The sequence below is a fragment of the Mesorhizobium sp. CA13 genome, assembly GCF_020165235.1.
Lineage (GTDB): Bacteria > Pseudomonadota > Alphaproteobacteria > Rhizobiales > Rhizobiaceae > Mesorhizobium.
The window spans coordinates 123,547-141,328 of the sequence record NZ_JAIUHS010000015.1; the positions used below are offsets into that span (position 1 = coordinate 123,547).

At 60.9% G+C, this 17,782-nt stretch carries 11 protein-coding genes and 2 pseudogenes; 7 read left to right on the forward strand and 6 right to left on the reverse strand.

What is annotated here, in order from left to right:
* Window positions 1-4: 4 nt before the first annotated feature.
* From LB566_RS26510 to LB566_RS26520, 3 genes and pseudogenes are all read right to left on the reverse strand, one after another.
* Window positions 5-1,063 (reverse strand): chemotaxis protein CheB, encoded by a 1,059-nt coding sequence (locus LB566_RS26510; RefSeq protein WP_224628831.1) that lies wholly within the window; start codon window positions 1,061-1,063, stop codon window positions 5-7.
* A gap of 942 nt (window positions 1,064-2,005) precedes the next feature.
* Window positions 2,006-2,794: pseudogene (locus LB566_RS26515) on the reverse strand (alanine--tRNA ligase-related protein).
* A 642-nt stretch (window positions 2,795-3,436) separates the two neighbouring features.
* Window positions 3,437-3,817, reverse strand: coding sequence for a hypothetical protein (locus LB566_RS26520; RefSeq protein ID WP_224628835.1), 381 nt, complete (start codon window positions 3,815-3,817; stop codon window positions 3,437-3,439).
* Between LB566_RS26520 and LB566_RS26525 the strand changes: the two genes are divergently transcribed.
* A complete protein-coding gene (locus LB566_RS26525; RefSeq protein ID WP_224628837.1) occupies window positions 3,804-4,316 on the forward strand; it encodes a helix-turn-helix transcriptional regulator in 513 nt (170 codons plus the stop codon). The genes LB566_RS26520 and LB566_RS26525 overlap by 14 nt on opposite strands.
* 42 nt (window positions 4,317-4,358) lie before the next feature.
* Here the strand turns inward: LB566_RS26525 and LB566_RS26530 are convergent, their stop codons facing one another.
* The gene (locus tag LB566_RS26530) at window positions 4,359-5,498 is read right to left on the reverse strand and encodes a helix-turn-helix transcriptional regulator (RefSeq protein WP_224628838.1); all 1,140 of its coding nucleotides are present in this window, start codon (window positions 5,496-5,498) and stop codon (window positions 4,359-4,361) included.
* A gap of 535 nt (window positions 5,499-6,033) precedes the next feature.
* Here LB566_RS26530 and LB566_RS26535 point away from each other — a divergent pair.
* From LB566_RS26535 to LB566_RS26550, 4 genes are all read left to right on the forward strand, one after another.
* Complete coding sequence (locus LB566_RS26535) at window positions 6,034-7,188, forward strand: YadA-like family protein (protein WP_224628841.1); 1,155 nt, start codon at window positions 6,034-6,036, stop codon at window positions 7,186-7,188.
* A gap of 92 nt (window positions 7,189-7,280) precedes the next feature.
* Window positions 7,281-7,853, forward strand: a complete 573-nt coding sequence (locus LB566_RS26540; protein WP_224628842.1) for a hypothetical protein — start codon at window positions 7,281-7,283, stop codon at window positions 7,851-7,853.
* A 481-nt stretch (window positions 7,854-8,334) separates the two neighbouring features.
* Window positions 8,335-12,393, forward strand: coding sequence for an autotransporter domain-containing protein (locus LB566_RS26545; protein WP_263498379.1), 4,059 nt, complete (start codon window positions 8,335-8,337; stop codon window positions 12,391-12,393).
* Window positions 12,394-12,914: 521 nt separating this feature from the next.
* Complete coding sequence (locus tag LB566_RS26550) at window positions 12,915-13,283, forward strand: hypothetical protein (protein ID WP_224628843.1); 369 nt, start codon at window positions 12,915-12,917, stop codon at window positions 13,281-13,283.
* Window positions 13,284-13,315: 32 nt separating this feature from the next.
* On the opposite strand, the gene istB is transcribed toward LB566_RS26550, so the two are convergent.
* Together istB and istA are read right to left on the reverse strand one after the other, a co-directional pair.
* On the reverse strand, window positions 13,316-14,128 hold the full coding sequence (istB, locus tag LB566_RS26555; RefSeq protein WP_224628844.1) for an IS21-like element helper ATPase IstB: 813 nt from the start codon (window positions 14,126-14,128) through the stop codon (window positions 13,316-13,318).
* A pseudogene (istA, locus tag LB566_RS26560) lies at window positions 14,118-15,606 on the reverse strand (IS21 family transposase). Before istA ends, istB begins: the two are co-directional and overlap by 11 nt.
* A 437-nt stretch (window positions 15,607-16,043) precedes the next feature.
* Here istA and LB566_RS26565 point away from each other — a divergent pair.
* Both LB566_RS26565 and LB566_RS26570 read left to right on the forward strand, forming a co-directional pair.
* Window positions 16,044-17,033, forward strand: a complete 990-nt coding sequence (locus LB566_RS26565) for an NADP-dependent oxidoreductase (protein WP_224628845.1) — start codon at window positions 16,044-16,046, stop codon at window positions 17,031-17,033.
* A gap of 80 nt (window positions 17,034-17,113) precedes the next feature.
* Complete coding sequence (locus LB566_RS26570) at window positions 17,114-17,764, forward strand: HD domain-containing protein (RefSeq protein ID WP_224628846.1); 651 nt, start codon at window positions 17,114-17,116, stop codon at window positions 17,762-17,764.
* Window positions 17,765-17,782: the final 18 nt, after the last annotated feature.

The window sequence follows — 17,782 nt, forward strand, 5'->3', positions numbered from 1 at the left end:
CTCGTTACCGTACTCGCCTGCTCTCGAGAATGCGCTCGATCACCTCGGCATCTGCTTGATATTCTTTCGCCCGATCGCGCAGCTGCGTGGCGATTTCGGACCGGTCCTTCGCTTTTTCGCGATCCGCCATTCGTCGGGTGAATTCGGCCCGCTGCTGATGCGCCCTGAGAAGGCTCCACAGTATTTCGTCCGCCTCGGCCGACTGCGCCTCCATTATAGCGTCCGAGGTAAAGGCGTGCCCGGTATGGCATCGATACCGGATCATGTCACCGTCCTCAATCTCCCACAGAGGCCCATGGCATTCCGGGCATGTAAACACCGACAATTCGCCGAGTCGATCTTCTTCTTTCATGGTAGAGTGCTCCTGTGTGGCGATCGCCGCTTCGAGCCTCATGGCCGCAGGGGCGGGAAAGGTTTCGCCAGCCGGTTCGGCCACCAGTGTTGCCAAGAGACTGCCCAGTTCCGCGGCCGGTGCGCAATGGTCAATTTCGACATAGCGCAGCGCGTTCTGCACCATGTCCGGCACCAAGGCGTCGTTCGGGTGCTGAAGCACCGTGATTCCTCCGACGGCCCTGACCGCCCGCAACCCCGCCGTTCCGTCGGAGAGGGCTCCCGACAGGAGAACGCCGATGACTTGCGCGCCGTAACTCAATGCAGCCGAACGAAACAGGGGGTCGATGGCCGGCCGAGCCAGGTTTTCGCGCGGTCCGCGCCGCAACATCATGTGGTTATCGTGAAGCAGCAGATGGAAGCCAGGCGGCGCCACATAGATATTGCCTACGGTGAATGTCGCGCCGTTCATGGCCTTATAGGTGGGCAGGGGCCCGATGCGATCGAGGATTTCCGGCAAATAGCTTGCCGGGCCGACATGTAGCACAACAAACACTGCTGCCCTCAGCTCGGCTGGAAAATCGCTGACCACCTGTTTCAGCGCCTCGACACCGCCGGCGGACGCTCCGATCACGACGATGGAATGGTTGCGCGGACCGAATTCTTCCCCTGCCCCAGGGCGGTCTGCCTGCGCAAGAGTCACATGCGGAACATGGATGCGACGCTTGGCCATGGCTCACCTCCGGGCTCGAAACACTCTCGCAGCAACGGCCGCCGGCGACCCTTGCCAACGGATGCATCAAGACAATGGGTGGATACGAACTATGTTCCGGCTGAACCATAGCCTCGAAGCGGGGAAACTCGCGCGTGTGGGATTGCAGTGGCCAAACCTGCCTTCGGAAAATGTGAACGCTCTTCGGGTCAGCGTTGGGAGGATCGCCTGCACCAAGTCGATCGTCGCTTTCTGGTTTCACTTCGCAATCCGACGAGCAGGTTCGGCCCCAAATGCAGTCGCTCCGGAACATGCCTGAACGCGCTGGCCGACGGTCCCGTGCGCCGACCTTTCGCTGTCGCTGTCGCTCATCGCTGAGGCCGCGGCCCCGCCATCCTGTCACCAGACGCCTCGATCAGATCGCCCGCGGGTCCAGCGGGTCGAGCGCAACGTCGGCATTGCCATCGAGACGCTGTCTGCGCGGTACGACGCGTTCGTTGACGCCCTTGGCCGCAGGTTGAGCAAAGGACGGAGCGCTCCGGTGCTCTTCGCCTACGCCCGTCCGACAGAGATGCTTGCCACGACTGCGTGACGCAGCAAACCTCTGGTACTTCAAACTAGCAACTCTGGCGGTTGCACCGGTCGACGAAGATCGCGCGAATGCGGTCCGTTTCGATCCGTAGCACTCTTGTATGAACCTCGAGCTGGTCGCGTTTCGGGGCGATCGTTCAAGGTCGTCACGCGCGAGCTTGCCCCACTACTCCTTTACCTTGCCTTAAATTGCTTCCCGTTCCTCGACGTGATTCCAAGTCCACAATGACCGTCCTTTCACTATTCGCCGGCGTCAAGAACGACGGGTCAAAGAGGATACCTCTATGTGGCAACCGCTTTCCCAATCGCCGCCGCCTCCTTCGAGGCAGCGGCATTCCTCCAAGCGCAGTAATTTGTTCGCCCGCGATCTAACTAGCGCATATCTGCAACATCGATACCGTGCGTGTCGAACCACCATTCCGGACTTTTGTCGCAATAGCGGTCGCGAAGCCGCAGGTACTTGGTGCGAAGTCGCTTCTGGCGTTCAATCTCTTCCTCAAAGAAAGGGTGATCCAGCGTGCTGCCCATCACGTAAATGCGGCGAAGCAGTTTGCGCAGAACATATCCCTGCTCCTTGTTGCCGGGTCGATATCCGCTTTCCATCACCCTCATCGCTGTATCGCGCAAGGTAGCGAGTGCGTGGTCTACCGGGGTGTCGTTGACGATCATGTCGAGGCGCTCAAGGCCGAAGCCAACATCGATGCAGGTCCCGAGCGGATTGACGATGTTCCCGATCTCGATCCCGCACTTGTAGAACTCTGTGCAGTATCCGCTGATATTCCCACGCTCCACGTGCATTCCGGATCCGGGGTAATGGGCACGCGCCCGCGATAGAGCGGGCTCCATTCAGGCAGCCGGTCCGGATGAATGGTCACGTGATCCGGAACCAACCCAGCGTGCCCAGAAACTCGAGCCAAAAGTCTATTGCTTCGCCGAGGGTCATCTCCCTGAACGAGAAAAGGCCGAGCATGGTGAAGTGGAGAAAGTGGGTTCCGTCTCCTATCTTATCGAGGTCGCCCATACGTAAGCATGCCTGGCTGTTGGCGACGGTTCCAATGTAAGAGGGATCCGAGAAGAGGATTTGTACTGCTGCATTCCAGCGCTGCAGAAGAGCGTGGTTTCGTCGTGCGGCTGTACGGATTCAATGCGTGTGAAATTGATGCCCTTTTGGCGCCGGGCAGCATTGCCACCAGTGCATAGGAGATGGCGAACGGAAGCAACCCCGCCACGGCGGCACGTCCGCTCTCGAACATCGATTGGCCCACCCGCAGCACCCCCCTGTAAACGCAGGCGCATTCGAGGGCGGAACCTGGACGAAATGCGTATCCCCGAAAAGTCGGCATATTCCGACTGTAGGATGACTTTGAAGGTCATCTGCGCATTGAAGTATGGCGGGTCTTCGCTGTCGGACTGGCCGCTGCTTCGCTTCAAAACGGTATCAACCAGGAGCAATCCAGGGTTGACCTCAGCTTTCAGCATGGCATTTTGATTTGTGCGGGAATCGGTTGGCGTCTGGGAGCGTTGGCGATCCGGGTCGGTGATGCTGACTCTGAAAAAGGCTTTGCGCCCATGTTCGACGATCTTACGGACAAGATCTACGAAGCTGCCTTCGTTCCGGATTTGTGGGCTGGTGCCCTGGAGGCAGCCAGCGGCCTTTCGAGCTCGGCCAGCGGCGCGATCTTCGTTCTCAGCGACGGCTCGCCTGTTCGCGGCAGGTTCAGCGGTGATTCCCCGGTTCTGGCTAGATCTCTCGAGCACATTCGGCCGGTGTTCAAGGAATTCCTGATCGGCGACAACTGGAAGTTATCCCCTGGCGTCATGCGGATGTACGAGATGCAGCCAGTAAGCTTCGTCCATGTAGAAGCTTTCATGACCGCCCAAGAGATCGAGCGCGATCCCCAGCGGGTGCGCCTGAGAGCGGAGGGTATCGGCGCCCATCTTTGTTCGACAGTTGCCATGCCGAGCGGAGAACTGGTCACATTCGTCTTTCAGCGGTGGACCACGGATGGCGCCTACGATCAGGCGTCGGTCGACCGGCTCGATCAGCTTCGTCCGCACTTCGCACGCGCTGGCCTGGTTTCGGCGCGACTGGGAATGGAACAGGCCAGGGCGAGCGTCGGCGCTCGAGGCCATCGGGTTGCCGGCTGCGGTGATGACAGCATCGGGACGGGTGCTGACGGCCAATGTCCTGCTGGACGATATGCCATCCGTTTCCATCGCGACGGCTCATGGTGGTCTCGCGCTTGCCAATGCGCCCGCCAATTCTCTTTTCCAAGAAGCCATCATCCATAATCGCCAGGATCGCATCGTGCGCTCGATTCCCGTTTCGGCCAGGGAAGGCCAGCCGGCGCTGGTCATTCATCTTCTGCCGCTGCGCCGCGCCGCGCATGAAATCTTTTCGGGCGCGGACATAATGGTTGCGGCGACGGCGATGAGCCCGAGTTCCATCGTGCCTTCGCCAACCCTGCTTGCCGGTCTGTTCGATTTGACGCCCTCCGAGTCGCGCCTGGCCGCTGCACTTTCGCAAGGGAAGCCCCTGAAGGATGCCGCATCCGACCTGAAGATGACGGTGAAAACCTGCCGCACCTATCTTGAGCGAATTTTCGCCAATGGAACCCGCCAGCAAAGCCAACTTGTCGCGTTGCTGAGGAGCGCAGAGCCCTTACCGGGAGCATTGCGTTGACGGTCTCTAATCAGCAAATCCAGGAGGCAGGGCTCGTACGGACTACCGGCTACGCCCGCTGAGCGGTTCCGTGCTCTTCAGCAAGGCCACCAGTTCGCTCTGCTGGTGAGTGCGGGTCTTGGAGAAGATCCGTTCGAGATAGGTGCGGCAGGTTTTCACGGTGATGTTCGAACTTTCCGCGGCTTCCTTCAGTGTCCGCCCGGAAGCCAATGCGGCGGCAAGCCGGGCCTCGGCCGGTGTCAGATTGAACAGGCCGCGGACATGCGTCTCGAAGCCATCTGAAATACGCCGGGCGACCTCCGTGACCATGATCACCGCGCAACGTTCCGACGCGAGACCGTAGGCGCGGGCATCGACGAATGGCGCAACTGACAGCACAAGCCGCGTCAGCTCCGATCGCTTTTGGTCGGACGGCACCACCAACGTTCCGCCGGTTCCAGGCATGACGCCATCTTTTAACGAGCAGGCATCCGCGACCAGCCGTTGAAGTTCCTGCGCATCCCTGAGATCGGAGGCGACGATCGTGCCGCCGTTCAGCCTCAGAGGGCTGTCGGGCGGCGCCAGCATTGCCTCGGCGGCTTCGTTCATCTGCTCGATTTGCTGATGGCCGTTGACCAGAAACACGCCGAAGGGCAGGTGCGAGAAGGCCGATGCCAATGCCGACGTGTTCTCCAGACTCCGGCCGATCTGCCCGGCGCGCATCACATGCGGTACGATCTTTTGTAAAAGGTCGATGTCGTCGGTGCGGAATGCGTCCTGCCGTGAGCCGCGATGAATATCGAGCAGCCAGTGCGCGCCGCTGGAGGCGAGCAGGTTACAGACCAGCCCTTGATACATGTCGCGCGGCCTCATCCAGTCCTGCCAGAGTTCGCGGCGGCGGAACGCTGTCTCGTCGGATGTCAGCGGCCAACGATTGACCGTGCCGAGGGGCAAGGCGGCCGAGGCCGCAGCCAGGGGGTCGCGCAGCATGGCTTCGATACCTTTCTGCGAATTGAATTCCGGATCCAAGTCGGATGCCACCGCATCGAGCGTTTCCGGGCTGACGCGCACAATGCAGGAGCGCGAACCTCCGAACAGGTCGCGCAGGCCGGTTATCGCACCGAGCCAGCGTTCCTGGTCGTAGGCCGCCTCATAGATCTGGCCGACCACGGCGGAGACCGCTTCGATGGTGACAACAGCCATTGGGAGCTTTCCGATCCTGGGGAATGATCAGGTTTCGTGAAGAAGCCTAGCACACGGAAGCTCTCGCGCAAGTTGCATCAGGGGTGAATTGGGCGATGCTGCCGCCAATCCTCCCTCATCGATAATTAGCAAAAAAGCATGTGTGCCCTGCAGGCAACATCCAAGTCCAGCAAGCCAGTAGCTGGGCCACAAACCGACGAACAGTCGTCATATGACGACTGGCTAATGCCGACCGGCGCGGACAGCTTGTTCCAGTCGTTCTTGGGACAGGTTAACTTGGAGGGGCCACATGGCTTGTTGGGGAACTCGAGCAGCCTATGCTGCGATAGTGATTTTGACGTCTGCGCTGGCACCCTTAAACAGTCCGGCGTTTGCTCAGGTAATAGGCGACGAAGATGGATGCGACGGGGACGTCCAAGGCGATTTCGCGTGTGGAACATCATCGGGCGCGGTAGGAGGAGGAGGCACCGCCATTGGTGCTTCCAGTGGGGCGGGACATGAAGGAACAGCCGTCGGGTACAACGCCCAAGCCGGTATGGCTGGCAAGTTTGCCAATGTCGCGGTCGGATCGGGCGCCAAAGCGCTGGGTGAGGGCGCGATAGCGATCGGTGGCCGTCTCCCTGAGGCGGGGCAGCCGGCAACTCAGGCGCTCGGGGATGGTTCTATCGCGGTGGGAAATCAGACCGAGGCAGGAGGCTATGCCGCGGTGTCGCTCGGCTACCAGTCCAAGGCGGGCGGAAGCAGTGCCGTCGCGCTTGGCAATGGAGCCCAAGCCAACTATCAGGCGTCGATCGCTATTGGCAACGGCGTAGTTACCGATCGCGATAACCAGATTGCGATCGGCAATGGCAACCAGACATACACGATGCGCGGGATCAACCGACAGGCTAGCAAGGACGCGCAGTCCGGAACAACCTATCTGGTCACCTCCGATGACGCTGGAAATATGGCTACCTCCACCTTCGACCTCGCGACCCTGGAGAACCTGCCTGCACAGGTCGCCCAGAACAGCACCGACATCACCAATCTGAGCACCACGGTGAATAGTCATACGACGCAAATCACGGCCAACACGACTGAGCTTGCCGATCATCAGACGCGCATAACCAACAACACGGCGCAGATCGCGGCCAACACGACCGAGCTCGCTGATCATGAGACGCGGATCACCAGCAACACCAACGCGCTGATCACGCACACCACGCAGATCGCCGATCACGAGACGCGTATCACCAGCAACACGACACAGATCGCGGCCAACACGACCGAGCTCGCTGATCATGAGACGCGGATCACCGGCAACGCCAACGCGCTGATCACGCACACCACGCAGATCGCCGATCTTGACACCAGGGTGACGACGAACACCAACAACCTCACCCAGCTCGACGGTCGCGTCGGCGCGCTGGAGGCCGGGTTCCAGGATCTCGGTGACCAGATCAGCGAGAATCGCAGCGAGGCGCGTGCCGGAACGGCATTGGCACTTGCGACGGCGGGTCTGCGTTACGACGATCGACCCGGCAAACTGTCGCTCGCCGGAGGCTTCGGAAATTTCAAAGGACAATCGGGGCTAGCACTTGGCCTCGGGTACAACCCCAGCCTGGATTTCCGCCTCAACGGCGCCATCTCGGCAACCACCAACCATGGCGATGTCGGCGTCAGCCTCGGCGCATCGTGGACGCTCAATTGATCTTGGCAAGGACGGCGCCAACCGCACGCACGCGGCGTCAAAGCGTGCGGGGAAGCTGCCTTGCGCGGGGGACGATCGTTGCCGGTGCTCTGATGGTACTGGCGACGATCGTGGGGCCGCCGCCCACCGCTCATGCCCAGGCCAAAGAAAAGCGGATCGGCCAGAAGGCGGCTCATCCGGCCAGCATCGACCGCAACGGTGTGCTGATCCTGACGCGCAGTGCGCTGCTGGCACTCGACCAGGCCAACAAGACCGGCAACTACACCGTTCTACGCGATCTCGGTTCGCCCAATTTCCAAGCCAACAGCGCTGCCCAGCTAGGCGACATCTTTGCCAGCCAGCGCAAGCAGGCGCTCGACTTCAGCGCCGTCGCGGTGCTTGAGCCGCAACTGACCTTGCTGCCGCAGATCGAGCCGAACGGCATGCTGCACATGGCGGGTTTTTTTCCGTCGGTGCCGTTGCAGGTCAATTTCGAGCTTCTGTTCGAGCCGATGAACCGGCAGTGGAAGATCTACGGCGTGTCGGTCAATCTCACGTCGGGCGGGCCGCAAGCGCCGGACACTCCTGTCGCGGGGCAGCCGAAGCCGACCGATGCCGATCCGCCCCCGGATGCGCCTTCGATTGCTGTCCAGCCCAAGAAGGAAACCAGACCAGTCAAGCCATAGTGGGTGGCGCGTGTATGCGATGGTGCCTGCCAAATCCTTTGCTCGGCCCCGATGCGGGGAGTACCCAAATTGACCAATGAAAAAAGGCATCAGAGGTACGTTTGCGTACTCGACCCGACAAACGCATGGACGTCTGGGATTGCGAGATGGAGACGCCGGCTTCACCGGGCGGCCAGCATCTGACCGGCCGCCCGAAGGAGCGAGCCGACGCGGCTTGTGTAATTCTGCAGCGTATCCATAAAAGCAAACAGGATGGTAGCCGGCCACCGGCGATGATGTTGCGCCAAGGCAACAGGTGCCAGTAACCGGCCCCGATGTCGTCAAATGACGACTGTTCACCAAAACTCATTCCGTCACCTTCCGGCCACTGCGTCGCGGGCACTCAAGGACCGAGCCTCGCAATGTACCTTCGGGCGTCGGGGATCAAATGGAAATGCGTGCAACCGCAAACACAAGCCGGTCGCTCAGGCGTACGAAGTGGATGGCGTCCACGGCCTTGATCCTGGCCGGCATGGCAACGAGCTCCGCCTTTGCCACGGACTACCTGGTGGGCAATGAGGCCGAACTGCGATCGGCATTGGCCACCCAGGCAAACGGCGACACCATCATATTGTCGAACGACATCACCTTGACGGCGGGTGGCGGCGGCAATCTGCCTGAGGTGCACAGCGATGTGACGATCTCAGGCGGCGGCCACACGCTCTCTGGCGGCGGCGATTATCGCGGGCTTTTCGTGACGTCCGGTACTGTGCGGGTGGAAAACCTGACCATCTCGAATGCGCTGGCCCAAGGCGGTACCAGCATCTATGGCGGTGGCGGAGGAGCCGGACTGGGCGGGGCTCTGTTTATCAATGCTGGGGCAACGGTCACGGTCAGCGATGTAGACCTCTCCGACAATAAGGCCAAAGGCGGCGAGGGGCCGACCGGTTTAGTCACCAATCAGGGCGGGCCTGGTGGCGGTGGCCTGGTCGGCGATGGTGGCGTAGAGCTTTCAAATGCAGCCGGCGACGGCGGCGGTCCGAATGGAGGCCCCAGTGGCGAAGGAGGCGGTTCGGCCTCGATTCCCGGATCCGGAGGGACGGCGGCATCCGGAACCGGACAGCCCGGTACAGTGGGCGGCACTGGCGGCACCGGTGGCGGCGGCGGCGGCGGTGGTATGGGATATCAATTCACTGTCAGCAACGTGTCGGGCGCCGACGCCAGCGCAATCGGCGGTAAGGGCGGAGATGGCGGTGGAGGCGGTTTCGGCGGCGGCGGCGGCACGGGCGGGTCCGGGGGCCATGCAATTGCGTCTGTGACTGATGGCGGAACCGCTGCCGCGACGGGAGGCTTAGGAGGCAACGGCGGCAATGGTGGCTTTGGCGCCGGTGGCGGACGGGGCGGCTCCGGCGGTGGCGCGCAGACCTCCCTGCACAACAGCGGCACAGGCCAGTCGTTGGGCGGAAACGGGGGAGACGGCGGGCTTGCCGGCTTTGGCGCCAGTGCAGGCGACGGAGGAAATTTTGGTTCCGGAGGCACGTCCTTTGACAACTGCGGGGCAGCCAACGTCAACTGTCCCTACACAGGCGCCGTTGGCGTTTCAGGTGCCGGCAGCGGCGATGGCAGCGGCGCCGGCATGGGCGGCGCCGTGTTCGTGCGCGAGGGCGGCCAGCTGATCGTCGAGGGAAACCTCGCTCTCAACGGCAATTCGGTTGCGGCGGGCGGTGCCGGCAGCCAGGCCTTCGGTTCCGGCATCTTCCTGCAAGGCAGCGGCAACCTCCCCTTCAAGCCCGGCGCGAGCGAGACCCAGACGATATCCGACACTATAGCCGACATGGTCGGTGTGGTTGCGCAGGGCTATGTCCCGTCCGCCGGCACCTATCTCGGGAATGAACGCTGGGGCGTGACGGTAGATGGCGAAGGCACGCTCGTGCTCTCCGGCGCCAACAGTTTTTCGGGCGGTGTCCTGGTGTCCAAAGGCGTGTTGTCGGTCGGTGCCGACGCCAATCTCGGCAATCCGGATAGCGGCGTCGCGCTCGAAACCGGCACGCTGGCGACGACAGCAAGCTTTGCCACGGACCGTGACATACTGCTGTCGCTTGGCGGAACGGTTTCGCAGGCCGCCGGCACGATCTTCACGGTGAACGGCATCGTCTCGGGCGGCGGTCACCTGCCCAAGATCGGCGCTGGCACGCTGGTGCTGGCGGGTGACAACACCTACGGCGGAGGCACCAGCCTGGAAGCCGGCACGTTGCGGCTCGAGCACGACCACGCACTGGGCACAGGTTTGCTGAGCGCCGTCGACGGAACGACGATCCAGTATGGCCTCGATGACCTTACCATCGCCAATGCCGTGAACATCGCGGGCGATGTCAAGTTCGACTACGAGCAGCCCGGGCTCATCATCGTCGCGATGCCCGAACAGGCCGGCGAGATATCCGGCACTGGCAGGCTCATCCGGATCGGCACCGGTGGCCTCATCCTCTCGCATGCCAACAGCTATCTAGGCGGCACGATCGTCGAGGGCGGCAGGCTGGTCGCGAGCGTGACGGACGCGCTCGGCACCGGTGACGCGGACGTCAAGAGCGGGGCGGTGCTTGCCTTCACCGGCACCCAGGCGACACCAACCGACGCAGGCTCGCGCACGATCACGGTCGAGAATGATGGCCAGCTTCAGTTCTCGGACCATTCGAACGGCACGACGACGACCGTGCAGAACGAGGCGGGCGGTCTGGTCGCACTGAAGGGCAACGGCGCCCCGGTTGCAGTCGGCTCGCTCTCGGGCGCCGGTGACGTAGATCTCGACTTCGGGACCATGATCGTCGGTGGGCTCGGCGGCGACGACACGATCTCCGGGGCGATCCGCGACGGCAACGTGCCGCCAATATTGCTGCCGGCAACACAGGCGGGATCGCTGGTGAAGACCGGCGCCGGCGCGCTGAGCCTGTCCGGGACCAACAGCTATTTCGGCACGACGACGGTCGAGGAAGGCAAGCTTGTCGTGAATGGCTCGATCGCCGCCTCGTCGCTGACGACGGTCAATTCGGGCGCGGTGCTGGGTGGCGGCGGCACGATCGGTGCGACACGGGTCGAGGGGACGATCGCACCGGGAAATTCGATCGGCACCCTCAACGTAAAAGGGGCATTTACCCAGGTTGCGGGCTCGACCTATGCGGTGCAACTGGATGCCACGGCCAGTGACCACATCGCGGTAACCGGCACCGCCGAACTGCAAGGCGGCACGCTCGACGTCGAGGCCGCGCCGGGGGGCTACGCACTCGGCGCACGCTACACTATCCTGACAACCACCGGCGGGCTGACGGGAGAGTATGCGGCCCTTACCGGCGATGCTGGCCCGCTCTCGGCATTCATCAGCGTCATCGACACCTATGACGCCTACAACGGCTATCTGGACGTGGCGCAGGTGCGCGACTTCGCTGATGCTGCCCTGACGCCAAACCAGATCGCCACCGGCGAAGGGCTGGACGGCATTCCGCAATCCGGCCCGTTGTTCGGGGCGGTTGCCGGTTTGGCCACCGACGCCGAGGCGCAAGGCGCCTTCGACCAGATTTCGGGCGAGATTCACGCCTCGGCCAAGGGAATACTGATCGAGGACAGCCGTTTCCTGCGCGACGCGGCCACCAACCGTATCGCTGCCGCCTTCGGCGATGCCGGCGCAGCACCGCTGCCGGTCATGGCCTATGGCGAGGGCGGCCCCGAAATGGTCGCCGCCGACACCGACCGCTTTGCCGTCTGGGGTCAGGCTTTTGGTTCCTGGGGCAATACCGATAGTGACGGCAACGCCGCCGCTTTCGATCGCTCCACCGGCGGCCTGCTGGCGGGTGCCGACACACAGGTCGGCGGTTGGCGTGTCGGCCTGCTCGGCGGCTACAGCCATTCCGCCTTCGATGCCGACGATCGCAATTCCTCGGGCAAGAGCGACAGCTATCATCTTGGCCTCTATGGCGGCACCAATTGGGGCGCCGTCGCCTTCCGCGCCGGGGCGGCCTACTCCTGGAGCAGTCTTTCGACACAGCGCTCGGTTGCTTTCAATGGCTTCACGGATGGGCTCTCGGCCGACTACGATGCCGGCACGGCGCAGGTCTTCGGCGAACTCGTCTACAAGGCCGATGCTGGACAATTCGAGTTGGAGCCGTTCGCCGATCTCGCCTATGTCAGCGTCCACACTGACGGCTTCAGCGAGACAGGCGGGGATGCGGCCCTGACCAGCGCCGGTTCGACCACCGACGCCACCTTCACAACGCTCGGCGTGCGCGGCTCGACCGATGTCGCGCTTGGCGGCATCAACGCCACAGCACGCGGCAGGCTCGGCTGGCGCCATGCGTTCGGCGACTCCGCGCTGCAGTCGACGCTCGCCTTTGCCGGCGGCGATCAATTCACCATCGCCGGCGTACCGATCACCGGGGACACCGCAATCATCGAGGCCGGCTTAGACCTGAAGATGGCGGCCAATGCCATACTCGGCCTGTCCTATTCGGGTCAGTTCGGCGGCGGTAGCGTCGACAACAGCGCCAGGGTCAATCTTGGTGTGAAGTTCTGATGGTGCAAGGGCCGCCGGCAACTCCAACGGCCTTGCAAGCCCCGGGCTTCAAAAGTTCTCGTCGACACGCAAGGGTTAGGTAGGGCGCGTGAGCAACGATTACTGCGCATCGCGAGTTTGACGCGCTATTTGAGGCGGCGTTGCCGGGGAATATTATTGCTGACGAGGTGATAGAGATTCACGTCAAGGCCATTTCAGGGTCACAGCGGCGAACGATTTCGGATAATTCCGACCCTCCCAAGCGGGGATCTGATGGCACTATCGGTCGTGGCGATATCAAAGCCATTGCGCGCACTGGCGGATCTCCGAGAGCTCGTACCGGTACTCCGCGAGAATCGTACGACCGTCGTCAAATGACGACTGTCGTATAAACCCTGCGCGCAATAATAATCCTACAGTAACAGGAATGTCGCCCAGACTAGATCCTTACATAATTGTATATTAACGAAAGCTAATACGTGACAAAGAGTATTGCTTTAGAACTCCAGCCCAAGCGAATGCCCTTATAGAGAGGTTGCAAAGTGGCTAAAAATCCCAATTCGGCAGCGGCATTCGAAGGGAGGAACAATGGTGATAATATTATATATCAGCTGTGTCTGATGTTTCACGACAAAAAGCATGGTGTTCCGATAAGCAATTTGGAAGCGGTTGGGTTTGTCGTCGTCAAGGGCTTGAATTTGCCGCTCGGCAAACTCGCTTCCGATCATCTCGGATACATGTCTTTCGATCTTGAGCATGTCAACGCAAGCTTTGCGGCATCGTCGTTCGTCAAGAAGGAACTCGGCCTCTCCGTCGCTCCCACGAACATAGGTGACCTGCTCGGCAGCGTTGATATCAGGCTTTCGGTCAAACAACCGATGTCCGTCGTGTTGATTTTCACTGAGAACTGACCCGGCATTTCCACCGAGATTTGACCCGCCTTTCATGTATGTTTCGGTTCGGCGTTGAGGGTCAAGTTTCTGGCTTTCTCCTTCACTTTATTAGGCTCGTGTGCGGAACTGTTTTTGAACCGGAAGCTGTCGTTCCCAGTTTCCAGGATGTGGCAATGATGCGTCAGCCTGTCGAGAAGGGCGGTTGTCATCTTGGCGTCGCCGAAGACACTCGCCCACTCGCTGAAGCTGAGGTTGGTGGTGATGATGACGCTGGTGCGTTCGTAGAGTTTGCTCAGCAGATGGAAGAGCAATGCTCCACCTGATGCACTGAACGGCAGACAGCCAAGTTCGTCCAGGATCACGAGATCGGAATGCACGAGGCGATTGGCGATCTGGCCGGATCTCCCCTGTGCCTTCTCCTGTTCAAGTGCGTTGACCAGCTCTACGGTCGAGAAGAAGCGAACCCGTTTGTGATGATGCTCGATGGCCTGAACGCCGAGAGCCGTCGCAATATGGGTTTTGCCTGTTCCGGGGCCGCCGACGAGCACAATGTTGTGGGCCTCATCGACGAACTCGCAACGATGAAGCTGCCGCACGAGTGCATCGTTGATCTCGCTGCTGGCGAAGTCAAAGCCGTTGAGATCGCGATAGGCTGGAAAGCGTGCGATCTTGAGCTGGTATGCTGTCGACCTGACCTCGCGTTCCGCCGTCTCGGCCTTGAGCAGTTGCGACAGGATCGGAATGGCGGCTTCAAACGCTGGCGCTCCCTGTTCGGTGAGTTCGCCCACAGCTTGCGCCATGCCGTGCATCTTCAGGCTCCGGAGCATGATGACGATTGCGCCGCTGGCAGGGTTATGACGCATGGCGCGCCTCCAGGGCCTTCCTCAAGGCATCGTAGCGTTCGACATTTGCTTTCGGCTCATTGGTAAGCGTCAAAGCTTGGGGAGCGCTGATGGTCGGGGGCGTGAGCGATTTGCCGTCGACGAGCCGATGGAGAAGGTTGAGCACATGGGTCTTGGTCGGAACGCCGGACTTCAACGCCATCTCGAGGGCCAAGAGCACGGCCTGTTCGTCGTGTTGCAGGACAAGTGCCAGGATCTCGACCATCTCGCGATCGCCGCCCGGCTTCTTGAGCAAATGCTGCTGCAACGACCTGAATGCATCGGGAAGTTCGGCAAAGGGTGCTCCGTTGCGAAGGGCGCCTGGCTTGCGCTGAACGACAGCCAGATAGTGCCGCCAGTCATAGATCGTCTGCCCTGGTCGATCATGCGAGCGATCGATGATGCGGCGATGCTCACAGACAATCAGACCCTCCGCAGCGACAACGACACGATCCGGATAGACCCGAAGGCTCACGGGCCGATTGGCAAAGGACGCCGGAACGCTGTAGCGGTTGCGCTCCAGATGCACGAGGCAGGTTGGGGAGACCCGCTTGGTGTATTCGACAAAGCCGTCGAAGAGACGGGACGCCGGCATGAGAGCCTGGGCTTCCTCAGCCCAGACATCGGCAATGCTGCCGCGCATTTTTCCATGCGGGGTTTTGTGCCAAAACTCCTTGCATCGAAGCTCCAGCCAGTCGTTCAGGGCTTCCAGTGATGGAAAGCGTGGAACCGGTTGAAAGAACCGATGACGCGCATCCTGTACGTTCTTCTCGACCTGTCCCTTCTCCCAGCCAGAGGCCGGATTGCAGAACTCAGGCTCAAAGAGATAGTGGCTGGCCATTGCCATGAAGCGGACATTGACGTCGCGCTCCTTTCCGCGGCCGACCTTGTCGATTGCTGTTCGCATTTTGTCGTAGATGCCGCGCCGGGGAACGCCGCCAAAGACACGGAAGGCATGATTATGGGCGTCGAACAGCATCTCATGCGACTGCAACAGATAGGCCCGGACGATGAAGGCCCTGGAGTAGCTGAGCTTCGTATGGGCCACCTGCAGCTTAGTGCGCTCATTGCCGATGATTGCCCAGTCCTCGGACCAGTCAAACTGGAACGCTTCACCCGGATCGAACGAAAGCGGCACGAATGTCCCACTCCCGAGCGAAAGCGGCAACACGACCATAAGACCCCTGATAGCCAAGGCTCATCAGCTCGGCATGCAACTGCTTCAGAGTGCGCTTCTGCTTGCGGTTCTTTTTGGCTTCCGTCCTCAGCCACGCCGACAACCGGTCCGCAAACGGATCAAGCTTGCTCGGCCGATCAGGCACTTTGAACTTCGGTTCCACGCTGCCCTGGCGCAGGTATTTGCGGATGGTATTCCGGGCTAGGCCGGTCCTGCGGCTTATCTCCCGGATCGATAAATGCTCTCGAAAATGCCAGCGTCGGATCACGCTCAGTAATGCCATGTCGATCACTCCGTAGCCCCCGCTGAAAAACGCAGGGCAAGGTTCAAACATGGGTCAATTCTCGGTGGAAATATCCTGTGTTGCCGGGTCAGTTCTCAGTGGCAATCAACAGCCTTGTCAGGAAACGACGCACGGCTGTCCTGATTCATAGGATCGCGTTCCTGGTCGAGGGCAGGCTCTGTTGCTACATTCGACATGCCAACCGACAATCGCCCTGCTGGCGACCGAGGTGGCAGCCGCTGGCACCATCGCTCAGGCGGTCCGCTCGCGCAAGAGCCTGGGTCAGTCGTCATGCGGTTGCCGGGAGCGCCGCGACGCGGAGCATCGCGCTCGTGGCATTGCCCTCGGGTTGCCGAGGAGGGCAACTGGGCCGTAGTTGGCAACATCTCTCCGGCGGTCGACGGTGGTCATGACAAAGTGAGTGCAAGGAGAACGAGATGACCCGCAGCAGCATCGTTCCTCAGGCTGATGGGGAGCAAATTCATTCAACGATGATGGCTTGGCGCGTACACGAGTTTGGGGGGCCGGAGGTCATGAGGTTCGAGCGCGTCCCGCTGCCTGAGCCCGGTCCTGACGAAGTTCTGATCAAGGTTGGTGCCGTTGGGGTCGGCCCCTGGGATGGTTGGATCCGAGCCGGAAAGAGCGCCCTGCCGCAACCGCTTCCTCTCGTTTTGGGCTCGGATTTTTCAGGTGAAATCGCGGTCACGGGCTCTGGAGTTTCCAAACTGTGCGTGGGTGATCAGGTTTATGGTGTTACAAATCCGCGGTTTGTCGGAGCCTACGCCGAGTACGCTTTGGCTTCCGCGGCGATGGTCTCGAATAAGCCAGCCTCGCTAACCCACATTGAAGCCGCCTCCGTTCCTGTCGTTTCCGTCACGGCTTGGCAGGCGTTGTTCGATCGCGCCCAACTCAAGGCCGGTCAAACGGTGGTCATTCACGGGGCGGCGGGAAATGTCGGGTCGTACGCCGTTCAATTGGCCCACAACGCGGGTGTGCAAACGATCGTAACAGTGGGTGCGGATGAGATTTCCTTGGCGCGCGAGCTCGGCGCGAACACGATTATTGATTACCGGACGCAACGCTTTGAGGAAGAAGTGCGGGACGCCGACGCCGTAATTGATCTGGTCGGTGGCGAAACACAAGACCGGTCGTTCCAGGTCCTTCGTCGAGGCGGCAAGCTGATTTCGGCGGTGTCAAAGCCGGATCAGCAACTTGCAGTACAGCATGGCGTTGAAGCCGCCTTCTTTCTGGTCAACGTCACAAGCCAGAATCTGGCAGAAATCGCTCGTCTCCTCGATGGTGGAAAATTACGAACGAAGGTGGGGGCAGTCTTACCTCTCACGGACGCGCGCGAGGCTCATTTGATGCTAGAGCGCGTGCGGCCTCAGCCGAAGGGAAAGATCGTCCTAGCCGTCGGAGCGAATTGATCGATCAAAGCCTCCGCGTTGCGCTCGCGAGCGCAGATGTGCGCGGCCGAGCCCCATGGTTGCCTTTGAAAGGGCGAACAATGACCGCCAACATCATTCCCGATTCGTTGCTCGCAAGAGAGGCGACAGACATCCTGCGCGAGCACTCCACCGATTTGCTCTTCAATCACTCGATGCGTGTGTATCTGTTTGCGGCTGAGCAGGGCCGCCAGCGGAAACTGCCTTTCGATCCTGAACTCCTGTATGTGGCCGCCGCCTTTCACGATCTCGGCCTGCTCAGCAAGTTCTCGAGCCCGGACGAACGCTTCGAGGTCGATAGCGCCAATGCCGCCCGACAGTTCCTCAGCGCCCACAACGTCGCCGAAGGTCAGGTGCAGACTGTGTGGGAAGCCATCGCCCTGCATACCACTCCTGGCATCCCTAAATATATGCGCTCCGAAGTGGCGCTCCTCAATTCAGGGGTTCTTCTCGATGTGCTGGGAGTGGGGTTCGACCAATTTCCTGCCGAGCTGCGCGGGGAAATCGTCGCTAAGTACCCACGAATAAATTTCAAAGAAGGCTTTATTCAGGAGTATTTTGCCGGGTTTGCACACAAGCCCGCGACTACCTATGGCACCGTCAATGCCGGCTTCTGCGAGCGTTTCATGCCGGGATTCAAGAGCCCCAACGCGTGCGACTTGATCGCTGCATCTCCGTTCCCCGATACCGTAGTCCAACACTCAACAAAATGAGGCGTGACGATGTCGATC

Bases quoted from the DNA above. Each gene is read 5' to 3' on its own strand.
- LB566_RS26530 (WP_224628838.1), bottom strand. From the start codon at position 5,498: ATGGCTGTTGTCACCATCGAAGCGGTCTCCGCCGTGGTCGGCCAGATC.
- LB566_RS26540 (WP_224628842.1), top strand. From the start codon at position 7,281: ATGGTACTGGCGACGATCGTGGGGCCGCCGCCCACCGCTCATGCCCAG.
- LB566_RS26570 (WP_224628846.1), top strand. From the start codon at position 17,114: ATGACCGCCAACATCATTCCCGATTCGTTGCTCGCAAGAGAGGCGACA.
- LB566_RS26565 (WP_224628845.1), top strand. From the start codon at position 16,044: ATGACCCGCAGCAGCATCGTTCCTCAGGCTGATGGGGAGCAAATTCAT.
- LB566_RS26535 (WP_224628841.1), top strand. From the start codon at position 6,034: ATGGCTGGCAAGTTTGCCAATGTCGCGGTCGGATCGGGCGCCAAAGCG.
- LB566_RS26510 (WP_224628831.1), bottom strand. From the start codon at position 1,063: ATGGCCAAGCGTCGCATCCATGTTCCGCATGTGACTCTTGCGCAGGCA.
- LB566_RS26545 (WP_263498379.1), top strand. From the start codon at position 8,335: ATGGCGTCCACGGCCTTGATCCTGGCCGGCATGGCAACGAGCTCCGCC.
- istB (WP_224628844.1), bottom strand. From the start codon at position 14,128: ATGCGTCATAACCCTGCCAGCGGCGCAATCGTCATCATGCTCCGGAGC.